We start from the raw sequence: 17,863 nt of genomic DNA on the forward strand, positions 1-17,863 counted from the left end.
TTTGTAAAAAAGACTGATGACGGTTATGAACAGAGTTTAGCTCAGCCCTTGAGCTTCTCGGCAATCCAGATGGTGTGGCGTGTGCCTTTGTTGCCGTGGGCAAAGACCTGGACTTCCTCGGCCTTGAACCCGGCCTTCTTCAGTTTGTCGGAAAACTGCCGGTCGGCACTCGCCGACCATACGGCCAGCACGCCTTTGGGCCGCAGCGCCTTGGCGCATGCGCTCAAGCCGCCAGCGGAGTACAGCCAGCTGTTGGCCTTCTGGGTCAGGCCTTCGGGGCCGTTGTCGACGTCCAGCATGATCGCATCGAAGCCCTGAGGTTCGGCCTGCAGCACTTTGGCGACATCTTCCAGGCGAATCACCGTGCGCGGGTCGAGCAGCGGGTTACCGGATTTTTCGCCCAACGGCCCACGGTTCCATTCGACCACGCCTGGCACCAGTTCGGCGACCACCACTTCAGCCGTCTTGCCCAGGTGCTTGAGCGCCGAGGCGAGGGTAAAGCCCATGCCCAGGCCGCCGATCAAGACCCGCGAATTCGGCCGTCCGGCGACTTTGCGGCAAGGGATTTCAGCCAGCGCATCCTCGGAGCCGTGCATGCGGGTGTTCATCAACTGGCCTCCGTCACCCCCCTGGATCTTGATGACGAAGTCCTCGCCGTACTCGAACAGGCACAGGGCACCGCCATTTTCAGGGATGGGGGTGGTGTCGAGCAGTACGAAACGTTTCATGTGGCTCTCTTGAAAAATTGGCTTGAGAAGAATTGGCATGGGGGAGGGCAAACGCGCGCAGTTGGGAGTAGCCTGAGACCAGACAACAAGGCTAACGGAGCCATTGATGAAGCGCACCATTCTAACGGTCATTGCCTTGGCCGCGCTCTCGATAACTGCAGTGCAGGCCCAGGAGCTGCAAACCATTCCCACGAGCCCTGCGCCAATGCCCGGTTCACCGGGCACCGCGACACCGACTCCCTACCCACAGATCACCCCGACCAGCGTGCCCAAGGCGGGCCCTGGCAGCGGCAGCGCGCCGTTGTTGCCGCCGATCGAAATGCCCAATCCGCCCAAGGACCAGACATTGCCGGGCCTTGAGCAAAACAGCACCAAAATCAAATCCCCCGGCGGATAACCAACGGTTGTAGCCGCTGGCCAACTGTGGGAGCCAAGCTTGCTCGCGATAGCGGGGGGACAGTCAGCATCAATGCTGGATGCGAAACCGTCATCGCGAGCAAGCTTGTTCGCACTTCGCCAGTGGCTACAGGAAAAAGCCCGGGGGTGTCAGGCGATACCCAGCACCTTGAACACGAATGCGTATTCGAGCGCCACATCGCGCAAGCCCTGGTAACGCCCGCTCATCCCGCCATGCCCGGCACCCAGCTCAGTCTTGAGCAGCAGCGGATTGGCGTCGGTCTTGGTGGCGCGCAACTTGGCCACCCACTTCGCAGCCTCCCAATACTGCACGCGGCTGTCGTTGTAGCCGGCAATCACCAGGGTGGCTGGATAAGCCTGGGCAGTAACGTTTTCGTAAGGTGCATAAGCCTTGATGCGTTCGTACACCTCGGGTTCTTCAGGGTTGCCCCACTCGTCGTACTCGGTGATGGTCAACGGCAAATCAGGGTCGAGCATGGTATTAAGCACGTCGACGAAAGGCACTTCGGCGATGGCCGCACCAAATAGCTCGGGCCGCTGGTTGAGCACCGCGCCGATCAACAGGCCGCCGGCGCTGCCGCCGCTGATCGCCAACTGCGGCGCGGTGGTGTAGCCATTGGCAATCAAGTGCTCGGCGCAGGCGATGAAGTCGCTGAAGGTATTGTGCTTGTGCTCCTGCTTGCCTGCACGGTACCAGGCTTCACCGAGTTCGCCGCCGCCGCGCACGTGGGCAATGGCGAACGCGACTCCGCGATCCAGCAGGCTCAGGCGCGCGTGGGAGAACCATGGGTCCAGGCTTTCGCCATAGGCGCCGTAGCCGTACAAGTACAGTGGAGTCGGTTGGCCCAGGGCATCTCGCTTGACTACCAGGCTGATCGGCACCTGTGTGCCGTCGGGTGCCGTTGCCCACAGGCGCTGGCTGACGTAGGCATCGGCGTCGAAAGGGCCGAGCACCGGGGTTTGCTTTAGCACCTGCTGTTCGCCCGTGGCAAGGTCCAGCTGGCGGATCTGCGCGGGCCGGTTCAATGCTTCGTAGCGCAGGCGGATCCGCTCGCTGGCGAACTCCAGGCTATTCTGCACGTGAAGGCTGTAGGCCGCGTCGGGCAATTGCACGCGGTAGCTGGGCAGATCCTGTGGGTGCACTTCAATCACCGGCAGCCCGCCGACCCGCAAGCTGAGAGTCATGGCTGCGGCATTAAGGCTCATGCCATCGATCATGGTCAGGTGGCTGTGGGGAATCAGGTTCTGCCATTGTTCCTCGGTCGGGGCCACACCCGTGTCGTCAGCGTGGTACAAGGCAAAGTTGATGCCGTCGCGGTTGGTGCGGATAAACCAGCTCCACTGGCCATCAAGCGCGCCATGGTCGACATCGTACTCATGGCCTTCCCGGCGCGGCGCCACGCAAGTGAAGCCTTGTTGTGGCTGCGCGGCATCCAGCACCCAGACCTCGCTCGTGGTCTTGCTGCCCAGCGCCAGGAGCAGTTGCAGCTCGGAACTGGAGCGGTAGCAATGCAGGAAGAAGCGCCCGTCCGGTTCATGAAACACTTCTTCGGCCGCCGTGCCGTCGAGCCGGTAGCGGTATAGCTTGTGCGGGCGATGGGTGTCGTCAAGCTCGCCGAAGAACAGGGTCAGGCTGTCGTTGGCCCAGGTCATGCTGCCGTCACAGTCCTCGAACTCCAGTTCGCTCACGCGACCATTGGACAATTCCTTCACGAACAGCGTGTAGATCTCATCGCCCGTGGAGTCAATGCTGTAGGCCAGGCGCTGGTGGTCGGGGCTGATGCTGAACGCGCCCAGGGAAAAGAAGCCACCCTTGGCCAGGGCGTTGGGGTCGAGCAGCAGTTGTTCCTGGCTTTCGTCGAGCTGCAGGCTGTCATCGGCCGGGCGCGGGCAACGGTAATGACGCGCGTACTCGTCACCGGCAGTGGTGCGGGTGTAATACAGGTACGGGCCCCAGGGGGAGGGCAGGGACAGGTCGGTCTCGAGGATCCGGCCCTTGATCTCTTCGAACAGGCTTTCACGCAGCCCGGCCTGATCGGCGGTCTGTGCTTCCTGATAGTGGTTTTCAGCCTTCAGATAGTCCAGCACCGGGCCGGTGTCGCGTTCCTGCAGCCAGGCATACGGGTCTGGACCTTCAGCCTTGTGGGCAATGGGTGCGTCTTGAATGTTGGCGGATGGGGGCATGAAGGGCTCTCGGACGATGTACGGAATAGGGCTGTGCAGGCACTGTCTGTTGGGTTGCAGCACTGTGGGAGCAAAGCTTGCTCGCGATTGCGCACCAGCATTCACAATCGATTTCGATTGGGCTGACGTCATCGCGAGCAAGCTCTGCTCCTACAGGAGACAAGCCGGACGTGCGAAAAGTCGTTACTATAAGCGCCTCTTTGCCTGCCTTGCCATGGACACCATGACCGAGAACGACTATCTGATCGCCTGGGGCCTCTACGCCTTTGCCGCTTTGGGCTGCCTGCTGGTATGGATGCGCATGACCCGCTGGATGTGGCGTTGGCTGCGCGAGCCGCTGCGGCTGCTGGTGGCTGTGTTGCTGTTCAGCCCGACCGTGGTCGATCCGGTGAAGGCCAAAGTGGCCCCGGCCGTCGCCATCACCGCTCTGGACCTGATGTTCAAGGTGGGTAACAACGCCTGGCGAGCAATCAGCGACCTGTTTATGTACGGGATGCTCGCCTTCGGCGTCTATCTGGTTTACGTGGCGATCCGTTTCGCCATGGAACGCTCAGCCAGGGCCCGCAAGGCCCAGGCCGATGCTGCCAAGGCTGCCGCCCGGGTCGACGAGCCTGAAGACGAGCACCTGTTCGGTGGTGCCGGCGATGATCGCTATGGTCGGCCCCCGGTACCCGGCAACCCCCAGCGTTTGCGGGTCGAACCCCGTCTGTAGACGTGCCCCCGCCTTTCATCGAGAGTCCGAGCATGTGTGAGTTATTGGGCATGAGCGCCAATGTCCCGACCGATATCGTGTTCAGCTTTACCGGGCTGATGCAGCGCGGCGGGCGTACCGGCCCGCACCGTGACGGTTGGGGCATCGCGTTCTATGAAGGTCGTGGATTGCGGTTGTTCCAGGACCCGGCCGCGAGCTGCGAGTCCGAGGTCGCCAATCTGGTGCAGCGCTATCCGATCAAGAGCGAGGTAGTGATCGGGCACATCCGCCAGGCCAACGTCGGCAAGGTCTGCCTGTCCAATACTCATCCGTTCGTCCGCGAATTGTGGGGACGCAACTGGTGCTTCGCGCACAACGGCCAGCTTGCCGATTTCCAGCCTATCACCAGCTTCTACCGCCCAGTGGGCGATACCGACAGCGAAGCGGCGTTCTGCGACCTGCTCAACCGGGTGCGCGCCGCGTTTCCGGAGCCGGTTGAAGTCGAAGCGTTGCTGCCCGACCTGGTCGCGGCCTGCGCCGAGTACCGCAGCAAGGGCGTATTCAATTGCCTGCTCAGCGACGGCGACTGGCTGTTCTGCTATTGCTCGACCAAACTGGCCCAGATCACTCGCCGAGCCCCGTTCGGCCCGGCGCGGTTGAAGGATGTCGATGTGATCGTCGATTTCCAGGCGGAAACCACGCCCAATGACGTGGTCACGGTGATCGCCACCGAACCGCTGACCGAAAACGAAACCTGGACCCGCTACGAACCGGGCCAATGGAGCCTATGGCGACGCGGTGAATGCGTCAGCCAGGGCAAGACCGCATAAGGATCTTCCCGATGTTGCTCAGTTATCTACGGCTGGTGTTGTTCGCGGCGGGCCTGTTGATCGGGGTGCAGGTGCCAGGGTTCATCAATGATTACGCCAAGCGGGTCGAGGCGCATCTGATTGAGGCGCAGACTGGCCTCAGCGGTTTCCAGGGCACGGCCAATCAGTTCTTCAAGGGCGACATGCAAGCGCTGGTGAACCACTACCGCGCCAGCGAAGACCCGATTTTCCGCAGCGATGCCGACAGTCTGAGCGCCATGCTCACTCGCCAGCTGGCCCTCGACAAGCAATTCCAGGCCATGCAAGGCCCGTGGTACATCCGCGTACTGCAGGTCGCCCTGGCCGCTGATCCGGACATCCGCAAGGAAACCTGGAACGGCTACAGCTACCAGATTCTGCTGACGCCGGAAGCGATGATCTGGGGCATGAGCGGCGCGTTGTTGCTGTCGTTTGGCATCGAGTGCCTGTTCCGGCTGATTGATTGGGTGGTGCTGGGCGGCAAGCGTCTGCGCCAGAGCCGGCCGATTGAAGACCGCGATGTGCGTGGGCTCTGAGATCAAGAGATAGGCCCGACAGAAAGCATCGCGAGCAGGCTCGCTCCCACCCTGGATCTGCGATGCAGCAGAAGTCCATTGTGGGAGTGAGCCTGCTTTCGATAAGGCCCGTCCAGGCAACACAAGCTACTTGGACAAATACCGCATCCCTTCCTCCAGCCCGCGCAACGTCAGCGGGTACATCTGGTCGTCGATCAGGTCCCGCACAATATTGGTCGAAGACGTATAGCCCCAAGTGTCCTTCGGATAAGGGTTGATCCAGATGACCTTCTTGTACTTCTCCATGAAACGCTGCATCCACACGTAACCGGCTTCTTCGTTCCAGTGTTCGACGCTGCCCCCTGCCTGGGTGATTTCGTAGGGGGCCATCGCCGCATCCCCGATAAAAATCACTTTATAGTCGGCGCCGTACTTGTGCAGCAGGTCCTGGGTTGACGTGCGCTCGGACGTGCGACGCATGTTGTTTTTCCACACCGACTCATAAATGAAGTTGTGGAAGTAGAAGTACTCCAGGTGTTTGAACTCGGTCTTGCAGGCCGAGAACAGTTCCTCGCAGATTTTCACGTGGGCGTCCATCGAACCGCCGATGTCGAACAGCAGCAACAGTTTGACCGTGTTGCGCCGCTCTGGACGCATCTGGATATTCAGCAGCCCGGCATCGCGTGCGGTGTGGTCGATGGTGCCGTCGATGTCCAGCTCTTCGGCCGCACCCTGGCGGGCGAATTTGCGCAGGCGGCGCAGTGCGACCTTGATGTTACGCGTGCCCAGCTCCACCGAATCATCGAGGTTTTTGTATTCGCGCTGGTCCCAGACCTTGACCGCCTTGCCCTGGCGCTTGCCCGCATCCCCGACGCGAATCCCTTCCGGATTGAAACCGCCGGAACCGAACGGGCTGGTGCCGCCAGTGCCGATCCACTTGTTGCCACCGGCATGACGTTCTTTCTGTTCTTCAAGGCGCTTCTTGAATTCCTCGATCAGCTTGTCCAGGCCACCGAGGGACTGGATTGCTGCGCGCTCTTCATCCGTCAGCGAGCGTTCGAACTCCTTGCGCAGCCAGTCCTCGGGAATCAGCGCCTGCAGGTGGTCGTCAAGCTTTTCCAGGCCGTTGAAGTACGCACCGAAAGCGCGGTCAAACTTGTCGAAATGCTTTTCGTCCTTCACCAGAATCGCCCGGGACAGGTAGTAGAACTCGTCCATGTCGGCGAAGGTCACCCGCTGTTTCAGCGCGTTGATCAGGTCCAGCAGCTCACGCACCGAGACCGGCACCTTGGCTGCGCGCATTTCATTGAACAGGTTGAGCAGCATGGCTATCGCCCTCTATCTTGTTAAAAGAGGGATCAGCGGGAGCCGCGACGGCTCATGAACGCCAGGCGCTCGAGCAGCTGTACGTCCTGTTCGTTCTTCACCAAAGCGCCGGCCAGGGGTGGAATGGCCTTGGTTGGATCGCGTTCGCGCAGCACGGCCTCGCCAATATTGTCGGCCATCAGCAGCTTCAGCCAGTCGACCAGTTCCGAGGTCGAGGGCTTCTTCTTCAGGCCCGGCACCTTGCGCACATCGAAAAACACGTCCAGCGCTTCGCTGACCAGGTCCTTCTTGATGTCCGGGTAATGCACGTCGACGATCTTCTGCAGCGTGGTGCGATCCGGGAACGCGATGTAATGGAAGAAGCAGCGGCGCAGGAAGGCGTCCGGCAACTCTTTTTCATTGTTGGAGGTAATGATGATGATCGGGCGCTTCTTGGCCTTGATGGTCTCGTCGATTTCGTAGACGTAGAACTCCATCTTGTCGAGTTCCTGGAGCAGGTCGTTGGGGAACTCGATATCGGCCTTGTCGATCTCGTCGATCAACAGGATCACCCGCTCATCGGACTCGAAAGCCTCCCACAGCTTGCCCTTTTTCAGGTAGTTGCGCACGTCGTGAACCTTGTCGGTGCCCAGCTGCGAATCACGCAGGCGACTGACCGCGTCGTACTCGTACAGACCCTGGTGGGCCTTGGTGGTGGACTTGATGTGCCAAGTGATCAGCTTGGCACCGAAGGATTCGGCCAGTTGCTCGGCAAGCATGGTCTTGCCAGTGCCCGGTTCGCCCTTGACCAGCAGCGGCCGCTCCAGAGTGATGGCGGCATTGACCGCCAGCTTCAGGTCATCGGTGGCGACATAAGCCTGGGTGCCTTCGAACTTCATCTGCTAATCCTCGAACGGTGACGCCGGCCTGAGCTAAGCAGGGCGGGACGGGCGAATTAAATGTGATGCCCGACTATAACGCGCAGGCCGGTCGACTGTGAACGCAGACGGCTTATTCAGTCTCTGAATGGAGAGTCACCCGGTGACTCAACCCGCATCCGGCTTCGGTCGCTCATAGCGGGCATTGAACGCCTGGACGAATCCGTTGCGCAAAATCTGCAAAAACGCCTGGAAGGCGTTGATATCTTGCCGATGCACGTTGCCGCTCAGCTCGACCCGGGTGGCGAACTGGTTTTTGACCTGGTTTTTCAGCACCGTCTCCGAACCGCCGACGATGGCTTCCCAGACTGAGCGGAACAGGCCCTTGTCTTTGTTTTCAACGTCCTGTTGCCAGTTGAACACGTCGACATCCTTGAGCAGTGGCTTGATGTAACCCTTGAGTCGACCCTTGTTGGCTTCCGCTTCGATGACCACGTCGCCATGGCCGGCATTGAAGTCGAACTTGCCATAGGCAGAGGCGAAATCGTTCATGCGCTTGAGTTCGATGTCCCGCGCCCGCAGGCGGAAGTCGAAGTCTTCGAAGTTGCTCAGCGGGTCGAAGGTCGCCGTGGTTTCCAGCGGCGCATGGCCGAGCAGCAGGGCCTTGCCCTCGAAGCGTGCGTCACGCCGGCCTTCGGTATCTACCACGTTGGTCAGGTTATAGATGCTCGCATTGACCTGGGTGGCGTTCATGTTCACCGGTGGTTTGGAATTGAAGTTGCGAAAGCTGATCTTGCCGTCGTTGATCTTTATTTCGTTAAAGGTGATGGGCGCCAGTTTGCTCAATTGGGCACGCCAGTCAGTGCCCTGACCCGTCTGCGAGTTCTGTTTGTTGGCGCCGCCGTCGACGAAATTCACTTCGGGATTAAAGAACTGCACTTCGGCCACAACCGCGTGGTCGTACCACAGCGAGTGCCAACTGACAGACAGGTCGATCAGCGGCGCGTTGACGAACGGCACCGGAACCTTGCCGTCGACCTTGACGATTTTCAGCCCGTTGATCTTGTAGGCGCCGCGCCACAGCGCCAGGTCGACGTCGGTGATCTGGCCGCGGTAGTCGCCCATGTCGGCCAGTTTCTCGTTCAGGTAGTCACGTACCATGTAGGGCAGGGCGATGTGCAGCGCAACCAGTAGCACCACGACCCCGGCAATGATCCATAGCGGCCAACTATAACGACGTTTCATGAGGACAAATCTCCAGCGGTGTAAAGCCATTGACTGCTGTTGCAGCAGGACGTTCGACCTGACTGGACGACCACGAACAACAGGCTTACCTTGGAGCGCTATTTCAATGCTGTATAAGGACCCAGCCATGAGCCGTATCTTCGCTGACAACGCCCATTCCATCGGCAATACGCCCCTGGTACAGATCAACCGCATCGCCCCGCGCGGCGTAACCATCCTTGCCAAGATCGAAGGGCGCAACCCCGGTTACTCGGTCAAGTGCCGGATTGGCGCCAACATGATCTGGGACGCCGAAAGCTCCGGAAAACTCAAGCCTGGCATGACCATCGTCGAACCCACCTCGGGCAACACCGGGATCGGCCTGGCCTTCGTTGCCGCGGCCCGGGGCTACAAACTGCTGCTTACGATGCCGGCCTCCATGAGCATCGAGCGACGCAAGGTGCTCAAAGCCCTTGGCGCTGAACTGGTCTTGACCGAACCGGCCAAAGGCATGAAAGGCGCGATCGAAAAGGCCGCCGAAATCGTCGCCGGCAATCCCTCCACTCACTTCATGCCTGCGCAGTTTGAAAACCCGGCCAACCCGGCGATTCATGAGAAGACAACCGGGCCGGAAATCTGGAATGACACCGACGGTGCGGTCGACGTGCTGGTAGCGGGAGTGGGAACCGGTGGAACTATCACCGGGGTTTCGCGGTATATCAAGAATACCCAGGGCAAACCGATTATCTCGGTGGCCGTGGAGCCGATGGTGTCGCCAGTGATTACCCAGGCGCTGGCCGGTCAGGAGATCAAACCGAGCCCGCACAAGATCCAGGGAATCGGCGCCGGTTTTGTACCTAAAAATCTAGACCTGTCGATGGTCGACCGGGTCGAACTGGTGACCGATGAAGAATCCAAGGCCATGGCTTTGCGCCTGATGCAGGAGGAAGGCATCTTGTGTGGTATCTCCTGCGGAGCGGCGATGGCCGTCGCGGTGAGACTGGCCGAGACCCTGGAGATGCAGGGCAAGACCATCGTGGTAATCCTGCCTGATTCCGGTGAGCGTTATCTCTCGAGCATGTTGTTCAGTGATTTGTTCACCGAACAGGAAAACCAGGCGTAACAAGCATCATCGCTATTTTTTTGGATGTGCCTCTGTGGGAGTGAGCCTGCTTGCGATGGCGGTAGATCAATCGGCATTGATGTTGAAGGGTTCACCGCTATCGCGAGCAGGTCGCTCCCACAGGTTGCAGGTTGCAGGTTGCAGAGGGCTGCGGGGCTTGACCCAAGTCAGCCCCCGTTCAGCAACTCTGTGCTACTAATTAATTTGTTACTGAATCCTTAACACTGAATGTCGAAATTTGCGGGTTTTTCCCCGGGCCGGTAGTGATTATCATGGCCGGCTGCCACGTCGGGTAAATGGCGTTGTGCAGAGTTGCCTATTATCAAGGAGTTGTTGATGACCTTTTCCTTTGCCGCGAAGGCATCTCTGTTGCTGCTGTTCCTGGGCAGTACCCTCTATGTGCATTTGCGCGGCAAGGCACGACTGCCGGTCCTGCGTCAGTTCGTCAATCATTCGGCATTGTTCGCCCCGTACAACGCCTTGATGTACCTGTTCTCCGCAGTACCGTCCAAACCTTACCTGGACCGCAGCAAGTTTCCGGAACTGGATGTGCTCAAGGACAACTGGCAAGTGATTCGCGAAGAGGCGATGCACCTGTTCGACGAGGGCTACATTCGCGCCGCCGAGAAGAACAACGATGCGGGTTTCGGCTCATTCTTCAAGAAAGGCTGGAAGCGTTTCTACCTCAAGTGGTACGACAAACCCCTGCCTTCAGCCGAGACGCTGTGCCCTAGAACCGTGGCACTGGTCAGCAGCATTCCCAACGTCAAAGGGGCCATGTTCGCCTTGCTGCCGGGTGGCAGCCACCTGAATCCGCACCGTGATCCATTTGCAGGTTCGTTGCGTTATCACCTGGGCTTGTCGACGCCCAATTCCGATGCATGCCGGATTTTCGTCGACGGCCAGGAGTACGCGTGGCGCGATGGCGAAGACGTGATGTTCGATGAGACTTACGTGCACTGGGTAAAGAACGAGACTGACCAGACTCGGGTAATCCTGTTCTGTGACATCGAGCGACCGCTGAGCAATCGCCTCATGACCCGGATCAACCGTTGGATCAGCGGCTTGCTGGGCCGTGCTACCGCGCCGCAGAACCTGGATGACGAGCGGGTGGGCGGGATCAACCAGGCCTATGCCTGGAGCAAGAATTCCAGCGATAGATTCAGTGGTGTGATCAAGCAGTGGAAGCGGCGTAATCCCAAGGCCTACAGGGTGCTGCGGCCGGTGTTGGCAGTGGTGGTGTTGGGGTTGCTGGGGTATTGGCTGTTCGGCTGAAGCCGTCCGTGAAGCACCAGGCACTTTCATTTTGCAATCATGACCTGTGGCAGCAACGCCTGCTGGCGATGGAGTGATCAGGGTCCACGGATTCCATAGGCTGCCAGCTCGTTATTTAGTCAAAACATGCTCCGCCCGCACCGAATTCATGAACGCCTGCATCGCCGACGACTGAATCCGGTGCCTGCGGGTAATCAAGCCGAACGGTGGCAGGCGTGCCTCGAACTTGATCGGTAACACGGCCAGCAGATCGCGCCCCGGATAATCTTCCACCACCGAAACGGGCGTCACGCCCAGCATGTCGGTCTGCTGGATCAGGGACAGCAAGGTCATGATCGACGTGGTCTCGACGATGCTGCTGGGGATATCGACCCGCGCGTTGTGGAACACCTGATTGATGATCGCGCGCATCGGGCTTGGGTGTTGTTGCAGCACCCAGGTCATGTTCTGCAATTCCGCCCAGCTCAATTGCTTCTCCTTGGCCAGCGGGTTCTGCGCGCCGGCGATGACGCACAAGGCTTCTTCGCCCAGGCTGTCGAACAGCAGTTCCTCGGCTCGCGCCCCGGCTGGAATTCGTCCCAGCACGATGTCCAGTTGATCTTGCAGCAAGGCCTGGACCAGCACATCGCTGGTGTCGACCTGGATGCTCATGGACAACCGTGGGTGGCTTTGTTTCAGCGTTGCGATGGTACGGGTCAGCAGCCCCGAGGCGAGGGCCGGGATGGCCCCCACCGCAACCCGGCCCAGGTTGCCTGACTCGAGAGCGACCAGTTCTTCACGCATGCCACTCAGTTCGGCAAAGACCATGCGCGCGTAATAGGTCACGGTCTCGCCGAAGGGTGTTGAACGCATGCCCCGGGGCAAGCGCTCGAACAGTTCGACGCCGAGCAGGTCTTCGGCCTCGTGCAGCATCTTGGTGGCAGCAGGTTGGGTCATGCCGATATGGTCGGCGGCGCGGCGCAAAGAACCGAATTCCTGCAGCGCCAGCATCAGCCGCAGTTGGCGCAGACGCAGTCGGCTGTGGATCAAATTGGCATCAGGAATTCGGGTCATGGGCCGCACTCGCAAGAAAGACTGCGGCAAGCCTGACAACAATTGTCAGGCGTTGCCAGCATTGCTGTGTCACAGCACCGATTTTGGTTTGGCAACCGCTGGCTTGCGCAGGCCCAGCAGGGTTTGCAACACCTTGGAGATCAACGGCCAGAACAGCATCAGCAGCGCTGCCGTGGTCAGCCCGCCCACCAACGGGTTGGACCAGAAAATACCGATGTGACCGTCAGAAAACAGCATCGATTGACGGAATGCATCTTCTGCCTTGTCACCCAGCACCGCCGCGAGCACCAGTGGCGCAATCGGGTAGCCGAGTTTCTTGAACAGATAGCCCAGGGCGCCGAAGCCCAGCATCAGCACCACATCGAAGAACGAGTTGTGCACGGAGTAGGCGCCGATGGCGCAAACCATGATGATGATCGGCGCAATGATCGAAAACGGAATGCGCAGGATCGAGGCGAACAGTGGCACAGTGGCCAACACCACGATCAGGCTCACCACGTTGCCCAGGTACATGCTCGCGATCAGGCCCCAGACAAAGTCATGTTGCTCGACGAACAGGGTTGGCCCAGGGTGCAGGCCCCAGATCATCAGGCCTCCGAGCATCACGGCGGCCGTCGCTGAACCGGGGATGCCCAAGGTCAGCATTGGCAACAGGGCGCTGGTGCCGGCGGCATGGTCAGCGGTTTCCGGGGCTATCACGCCTTCGAGTTCGCCTTTGCCGAAGTTCTCGCGGTTTTTCGAAAAGCGCCGGGCCAGGCTGTAGCTCATGAACGATGCCGCCGTCGGGCCGCCGGGGGTGATACCCATCCAGCAACCTACCATGGTGCTGCGCACAATCGTCCACCAGTAACGCGGCAGCTTCGCCCAGGTGCGCAGGATCACCATTGGCGTGATTCGAGCATGTTCGCCACGGAACACCAGGCCTTCCTCGACAGTGCAGAGGATTTCACCAATACCGAACAGGCCAATCACTGCCACTTCGAAGCTGATTCCGGTCATCAGGGTGGGCATGTCGAACGTCAGGCGCAGGTTGCCGGACACCGTGTCCATGCCGACTGCCGCCATGGCAAATCCGATCATCATCGCCACCACGGTTTTCAGTGGCGGGTTCTTGCTCATGCCGATGAACGTACAGAACGCCAGCAGGTACACCGCGAAGAATTCCGGTGAACTGAACGACATGGCGAATTCGGCAATGCGCGTCGACAGGAAGGTCAGCAGCAATACGCCGGCCAGTGCGCCAATCAAGGCGGAGCTGAAGGCTGCGGTCAGTGCTTCCGCCGCACGGCCTTCGCGCGCCATCGGGTAGCCGTCAAAGGTGGTTGCCACCGATGAGGGCTCGCCGGGTATGTTGAATAGAATCGAGGTGATCGAGCCGCCAAACAGCGCGCCCCAATACATGCAAGAGAGCAGGATGATCGCCGACACCGGCGACATGGTAAACGTCAGCGGCAACAGTAACGCCACGCCATTGGGGGCGCCCAGACCTGGCAACACGCCGACCAGGATGCCCAGCAGCACGCCAACCACCATCAGGCCAATGTGGCCCGGGGTGAGGATCAGGTTCATGCCTTGCAACAGGGAGTCGAATTCGCTCATTTGAAGTATCTCCCGGCCAGGGCAATCCAGTCGCCCAACGGGCCGGCATCCAGCGGGACCTTGAACCACAGCGCGAAAATCAGGTAACTGGCCAGCACCGCACCGAGGGAGATGCTGGCGATTTTCCACTTGCTGTACGGCGTGGCGCGCGCTTTGTCGCTCCACATGAACCACGCAATGAAGCAGGCCGAGGACACGTAGATCCCCACCAGCGGCATCGCCGCGACGAACAGCGCAATCGGAATGAACACCGACAGCACCTGGCGAAACGCACTGCGGCTGACGAACGCCACGCCCAGCGCATTCCAGCGCACCAGCGTCAGCACTGCATTACCCAGGCTGGCGGCGCTCAGCAGCAGGCCGATATAGAAGGGAAAGTAACCCGGCTCAGGGCCGGAATCGCCCCAGCCGATACCCTGTTCGATGCTGCCGAACATCACCACCACACCGATCAGGGTGGTGAAGACGGTCAGGCCAAGCTCGACCCAGCGGGTACCGACCAGCGCCGGTGAATCCGAAGAATGGGACATGAAAACACCTCCAGCAGGTGACGGCCGTACGCAGTCGAACGGCCGCGGGCGACTCAGTTTTTCAGCCAGCCGGCTTCCTTGAACACCGGCGTGACCCGGGCGGTGTCCTTTTCAATGTAGGCGGTCAATGGCTCGCCTTCGAGGAACGTAGGCACCAGCGCGTTCTGTTTCACGTAGGCCTTGAACTCTGGTGTCTCGGTAACTTTGCGCAACAGTTCGACATAGAACGCGCGCTGCTCGGCAGTGACTTCACCGGGCATGAACACGGTGCGCGGGAAGCGGTACTGATCGATGCCCAGGCCTTGTTCGTGACACGTTGGTACGTCGGCCCAGGATTTGTCGCCAGCGACTTTCTCGGTGTAGGTCATGCGCTCTTTACTGAACACACAGAGTGGTTCGATCTGGTCGCCGCGCCATTGGCTGATGCTTTCGCTGGGATTGTTGACGTTGCCGGCGATGTGTTTGCCGGCCAGTTGAGTCGCGGCCTCGCTGCCGCTCTTGAACGGGATGTACACCAGTTTGCTGTTGTTGGTCTGGTTGAGCAGCAGGGTCAGGGTCTGGTCGACATCCTTGGACTGGCTGCCACCCATGCGCATTTTCGCCGGGTCGGCCTTGGCCGCTTCGTAGAAGCCTTTGGCGTCTTTCCAGGGCGCATCTTTATAGCTCCATAGGATGAAGTCATCCTCGGCAACGGCGGCGACCGGGGTCAATTCCTGCCATTGGTAACCGAGTTTGGAAACCAGCGGCAACAGGTAAATGTTGTTGGTGCCAATCACCAGTTTTTCCGGGTCGCCCTTGTTCATTTTCAGGTCGAGGAACGCTTCGGCACCATTGCCGCCGCCCTTGTTGAGGACGATGGTATTGACCTCGAGCAGCTTGTGCGTGGAGATGATCGACTGGATCAGCCGGCCGAGCTGGTCGGTGCCGCCACCGGGACCACCAGCGACGACGATTTCGACGTTCTTGTCGGGTTGCCAGGCTGCGTTGGCGAGCGCCGGGAGGACGCCAGCGGCGACCAGCGAGCAGCCGAGGAACAGACGGGACGTGCGACGGACGAATGCATTTCGCATGGAAGGGCCTCGTTTTTGTAGTTGTTATGAGTGGCTTGTCTGAGCGCTTAAGCCGCAAGCCTGGAGTGAGTGTGGGAAGGTGCAAGCCCCGCGTCTAGTCAAAACAATACATACACCGATAGCCTGAGGTTATAGCTCGGCGCATCAAAAATCGCATCAACCGCCAAGAGCTCTGTGCCAGAGCCATTTGAGGGGAAAGTCGCTCACAGTGCAATATGCTCGCAGTCATGTGAAAGGTGGTTGTGACATAACCTAAGGCTATCGGCTTATTTCAAGTTTTGATTGGACGGTTATCACCCAGCCTTCGATAGTGCTTGTCATCGCCGTTTTTCGGCGGTGTGTAGCGTCCAGAACAAAAATAAAACGAGGTATGCGCCATGGCCCGTTTCAGTGCTTTTTGCTGCGAGGTGCATGATGACTGAACTGTGGAGCGGCCCGATCATCGATGCCCATCAGCATTTCTGGGACCCGTCGATCAACCCCCATCCGTGGCTGGCTGCAGATGCCGACCTGGCTTTTCGCTACGGAAATTACAGTGCGATCAAGCGTCGCTATTTACCTGACGATTATTTCGCCGATGCTGGCGCCCATCACGTTGTGCAAACGGTGTACATCGAATCGGAATGGGACCCGCAGGACCCGATCGGCGAAACCCGTTTCATCGAGCAACTGGCCCGACGTTATGGCGCGCCCAATGCAATCGTCGCGCAAGCCTGGCTCGATCACCCGGACGCGGTTGCGGTGCTCGCCGAGCAAGCGAGCTACAAGTGCGTGCGCAGCGTGCGTCACAAACCCGGTGGCCCGACCACCCGGGCACAGGTCGGGCATAGGCGCAGCCTGATGAGCGATGAACACTGGCGCCGTAGTTACGCGGCGCTGCAAGGGCTCGGGCTGCATTTTGACCTGCAGACGCCGTGGTGGAATCTGCACGAGGCAGAACGCCTGGCGCGGGATTTTCCCGGCACCACGCTGATTCTCAATCATGCCGGGTTGCCCAGTGACCGCAGCGCCGAAGGCCTGGCCGGGTGGCGCCTGGCGATGGCGCGACTGGCCGAGTGGCCGAACGTGCAGGTGAAAATCTCTGGCCTCGGCCAGGCCGGCCAAGCGTGGCGCACCAAGGACAATGCCTGGATCGTGCGCGAAGTCATCGCGATGTTCGGCCCGGGTCGGGCGATGTTCGCCAGCAACTTTCCAGTGGACAGCCTGTGCGGCTCGTTCGATGTCATTTACAACGGTTTCAAATCCATCGTTGCTGATCTGCCGCGGGCGGACCAGGAGCGTTTGTTCTACAGCAATGCGCAGCGCGTATATCGCTGCGAGCCTGGCACTATCGACCGGACACGGCCTGAACCTTTGAGGAGTGAAGCATGAACAAGACATCCATCGCCATGGTCCTCGGCGACCCGGCGGGCATTGGCCCGGAACTGATTGCACGACTGCTCGCCGAGCCTGCGGTGCGCAGTCAGGCCAACGTGATCCTGATTGCCGACGAAGCGGAAATGCAACGCGGCATGCGCATTGCCGGGGTGGAATTTCCCTACCGGCGCGTCGAGTCCCTGGAGCAGTTGGCGTTCGTCGATGACACTCCGCTGTTCTACGACTATCGGGGGGACACCCTCGGTGAGTTTGCCCGCAGTGAAGCCAGTGTCACCGGTGGTCGCTACAGCCTCGACACGCTGGAAAAAGCACTGCGCCTGACCGAAGCCGGCACCACCGATGCGGTGCTGTTCGGCCCGTTGAACAAGACCTCCCTGCACATGGCCGGTATGGCCCACAGCGACGAGTTGCACTGGTTCGCCGAGCTGCTGGATTTCCACGGGCCGTTCTGCGAATTCAACGTGCTCGACAACCTCTGGACTTCCCGGGTGACCTCCCACGTGGCGCTGGCGCAAGTGCCCGGCATGCTGACCCAGGAACGTGTGGTGGAAGCGATCCAGCTGATCGATACCGCGCTCAAGCGCAATGGCCTGGAAAAACCGCGCATTGGCGTGTGCGGACTCAATCCGCACAACGGTGACAACGGTTCGTTCGGCCGCGAGGAACTGGACATCATCGGTCCGGCGGTGCGCTCGGCCCAGGCGTTGGGTATCGCGGCGGAAGGTCCGTATCCGGGAGACACTATTTTCCTCAAGGTCCAGGGAGATGCCAGTGCCTTTGACGCGGTGGTGACGATGTATCACGACCAGGGGCAGATCGCGATCAAGCTGATGGGGTTCTCCCGTGGGGTGACGGTGCAGGGTGGCTTGCCGATCCCGATCACCACGCCGGCCCATGGCACGGCGTTTGATATTGCCGGGCAGGGCAAGGCCAATGTCGGCGCGATACGCCAGGCGTTCGAAATCGCCTGCCGGATGGGAGCCAACAACTACTAAGGGGTAGAGATCAAAAGATCGCAGCCTTCGGCAGCTCCTACGGGGATCGTA

17 protein-coding genes are annotated in these 17,863 nt (G+C 60.0%); 8 read left to right on the forward strand and 9 right to left on the reverse strand.

The genetic code is table 11. The features are described from left to right. Positions 1 to 41: 41 nt before the first annotated feature. Positions 42 to 728, reverse strand: a complete 687-nt coding sequence (locus tag HYI44_RS06680) for a spermidine synthase (protein WP_045058731.1) — start codon at positions 726 to 728, stop codon at positions 42 to 44. A 106-nt stretch (positions 729 to 834) separates the two neighbouring features. Here HYI44_RS06680 and HYI44_RS06685 point away from each other — a divergent pair, with 106 nt between their 5' ends. Next, on the forward strand, positions 835 to 1,125 hold the full coding sequence (locus HYI44_RS06685; RefSeq protein ID WP_122837854.1) for a hypothetical protein: 291 nt from the start codon (positions 835 to 837) through the stop codon (positions 1,123 to 1,125). A gap of 149 nt (positions 1,126 to 1,274) precedes the next feature. Here HYI44_RS06685 and HYI44_RS06690 read toward each other — a convergent pair whose 3' ends face one another. Further along, positions 1,275 to 3,329: a S9 family peptidase gene (locus tag HYI44_RS06690; RefSeq protein WP_225569031.1), complete on the reverse strand. Its 2,055-nt coding sequence runs from the start codon at positions 3,327 to 3,329 to the stop codon at positions 1,275 to 1,277. A gap of 214 nt (positions 3,330 to 3,543) precedes the next feature. On the opposite strand from HYI44_RS06690, the gene HYI44_RS06695 reads away from it, so the two are divergent. From HYI44_RS06695 to HYI44_RS06705, 3 genes are read left to right on the forward strand one after another with little or no spacing between them, the layout of a single operon-like run. Then, positions 3,544 to 4,041 carry an MFS transporter gene (locus tag HYI44_RS06695; protein WP_225569032.1) on the forward strand — a complete coding sequence of 166 codons (498 nt, stop codon included), beginning with the start codon at positions 3,544 to 3,546 and terminating at the stop codon, positions 4,039 to 4,041. A gap of 32 nt (positions 4,042 to 4,073) precedes the next feature. Further along, positions 4,074 to 4,850: a class II glutamine amidotransferase gene (locus HYI44_RS06700; protein WP_122837857.1), complete on the forward strand. Its 777-nt coding sequence runs from the start codon at positions 4,074 to 4,076 to the stop codon at positions 4,848 to 4,850. A gap of 11 nt (positions 4,851 to 4,861) precedes the next feature. After that, a complete protein-coding gene (locus HYI44_RS06705; protein ID WP_045058726.1) occupies positions 4,862 to 5,404 on the forward strand; it encodes a DUF2937 family protein in 543 nt (180 codons plus the stop codon). Between the two features lie 126 nt (positions 5,405 to 5,530). Here HYI44_RS06705 and HYI44_RS06710 read toward each other — a convergent pair whose 3' ends face one another. From HYI44_RS06710 to HYI44_RS06720, 3 genes are all read right to left on the reverse strand, one after another. Beyond that, positions 5,531 to 6,709 carry a vWA domain-containing protein gene (locus tag HYI44_RS06710; protein WP_122837858.1) on the reverse strand — a complete coding sequence of 393 codons (1,179 nt, stop codon included), beginning with the start codon at positions 6,707 to 6,709 and terminating at the stop codon, positions 5,531 to 5,533. 32 nt (positions 6,710 to 6,741) lie between these two features. Then, positions 6,742 to 7,587, reverse strand: a complete 846-nt coding sequence (locus tag HYI44_RS06715) for an AAA family ATPase (protein WP_045058724.1) — start codon at positions 7,585 to 7,587, stop codon at positions 6,742 to 6,744. Between the two features lie 147 nt (positions 7,588 to 7,734). After that, positions 7,735 to 8,811, reverse strand: a complete 1,077-nt coding sequence (locus HYI44_RS06720; RefSeq protein ID WP_122837859.1) for a DUF748 domain-containing protein — start codon at positions 8,809 to 8,811, stop codon at positions 7,735 to 7,737. Positions 8,812 to 8,938: 127 nt separating this feature from the next. Here HYI44_RS06720 and cysK point away from each other — a divergent pair, with 127 nt between their 5' ends. Both cysK and HYI44_RS06730 read left to right on the forward strand, forming a co-directional pair. Beyond that, the gene (gene cysK / locus HYI44_RS06725) at positions 8,939 to 9,913 is read left to right on the forward strand and encodes a cysteine synthase A (RefSeq protein WP_122837860.1); all 975 of its coding nucleotides are present in this window, start codon (positions 8,939 to 8,941) and stop codon (positions 9,911 to 9,913) included. A gap of 336 nt (positions 9,914 to 10,249) precedes the next feature. After that, the gene (locus HYI44_RS06730; RefSeq protein ID WP_045058721.1) at positions 10,250 to 11,188 is read left to right on the forward strand and encodes an aspartyl/asparaginyl beta-hydroxylase domain-containing protein; all 939 of its coding nucleotides are present in this window, start codon (positions 10,250 to 10,252) and stop codon (positions 11,186 to 11,188) included. A 111-nt stretch (positions 11,189 to 11,299) separates the two neighbouring features. On the opposite strand, the gene HYI44_RS06735 is transcribed toward HYI44_RS06730, so the two are convergent. The 4 genes from HYI44_RS06735 to HYI44_RS06750 all read right to left on the reverse strand — a co-directional run bounded on the left by HYI44_RS06735 (position 11,300) and on the right by HYI44_RS06750 (position 15,440). Continuing rightward, the gene (locus HYI44_RS06735) at positions 11,300 to 12,241 is read right to left on the reverse strand and encodes a LysR family transcriptional regulator (protein WP_122837862.1); all 942 of its coding nucleotides are present in this window, start codon (positions 12,239 to 12,241) and stop codon (positions 11,300 to 11,302) included. A gap of 69 nt (positions 12,242 to 12,310) precedes the next feature. Next, positions 12,311 to 13,840, reverse strand: coding sequence for a tripartite tricarboxylate transporter permease (locus HYI44_RS06740; RefSeq protein WP_122837863.1), 1,530 nt, complete (start codon positions 13,838 to 13,840; stop codon positions 12,311 to 12,313). Further along, positions 13,837 to 14,370 (reverse strand): tripartite tricarboxylate transporter TctB family protein, encoded by a 534-nt coding sequence (locus HYI44_RS06745; protein ID WP_122837864.1) that lies wholly within the window; start codon positions 14,368 to 14,370, stop codon positions 13,837 to 13,839. The genes HYI44_RS06740 and HYI44_RS06745 overlap by 4 nt, the downstream gene beginning before the upstream one ends. Before the next feature lie 53 nt (positions 14,371 to 14,423). Beyond that, a complete protein-coding gene (locus HYI44_RS06750) occupies positions 14,424 to 15,440 on the reverse strand; it encodes a Bug family tripartite tricarboxylate transporter substrate binding protein (protein ID WP_122837865.1) in 1,017 nt (338 codons plus the stop codon). A gap of 414 nt (positions 15,441 to 15,854) precedes the next feature. On the opposite strand from HYI44_RS06750, the gene HYI44_RS06755 reads away from it, so the two are divergent. Both HYI44_RS06755 and HYI44_RS06760 read left to right on the forward strand, forming a co-directional pair. Beyond that, a complete protein-coding gene (locus HYI44_RS06755; protein WP_225569033.1) occupies positions 15,855 to 16,811 on the forward strand; it encodes an amidohydrolase family protein in 957 nt (318 codons plus the stop codon). After that, positions 16,808 to 17,812, forward strand: a complete 1,005-nt coding sequence (locus tag HYI44_RS06760) for a 4-hydroxythreonine-4-phosphate dehydrogenase PdxA (RefSeq protein ID WP_122837867.1) — start codon at positions 16,808 to 16,810, stop codon at positions 17,810 to 17,812. The genes HYI44_RS06755 and HYI44_RS06760 overlap by 4 nt, the downstream gene beginning before the upstream one ends. Positions 17,813 to 17,863: the final 51 nt, after the last annotated feature.

The sequence above is a fragment of the Pseudomonas sp. Y24-6 genome, assembly GCF_020295325.1.
Lineage (GTDB): Bacteria > Pseudomonadota > Gammaproteobacteria > Pseudomonadales > Pseudomonadaceae > Aquipseudomonas > Aquipseudomonas gregormendelii.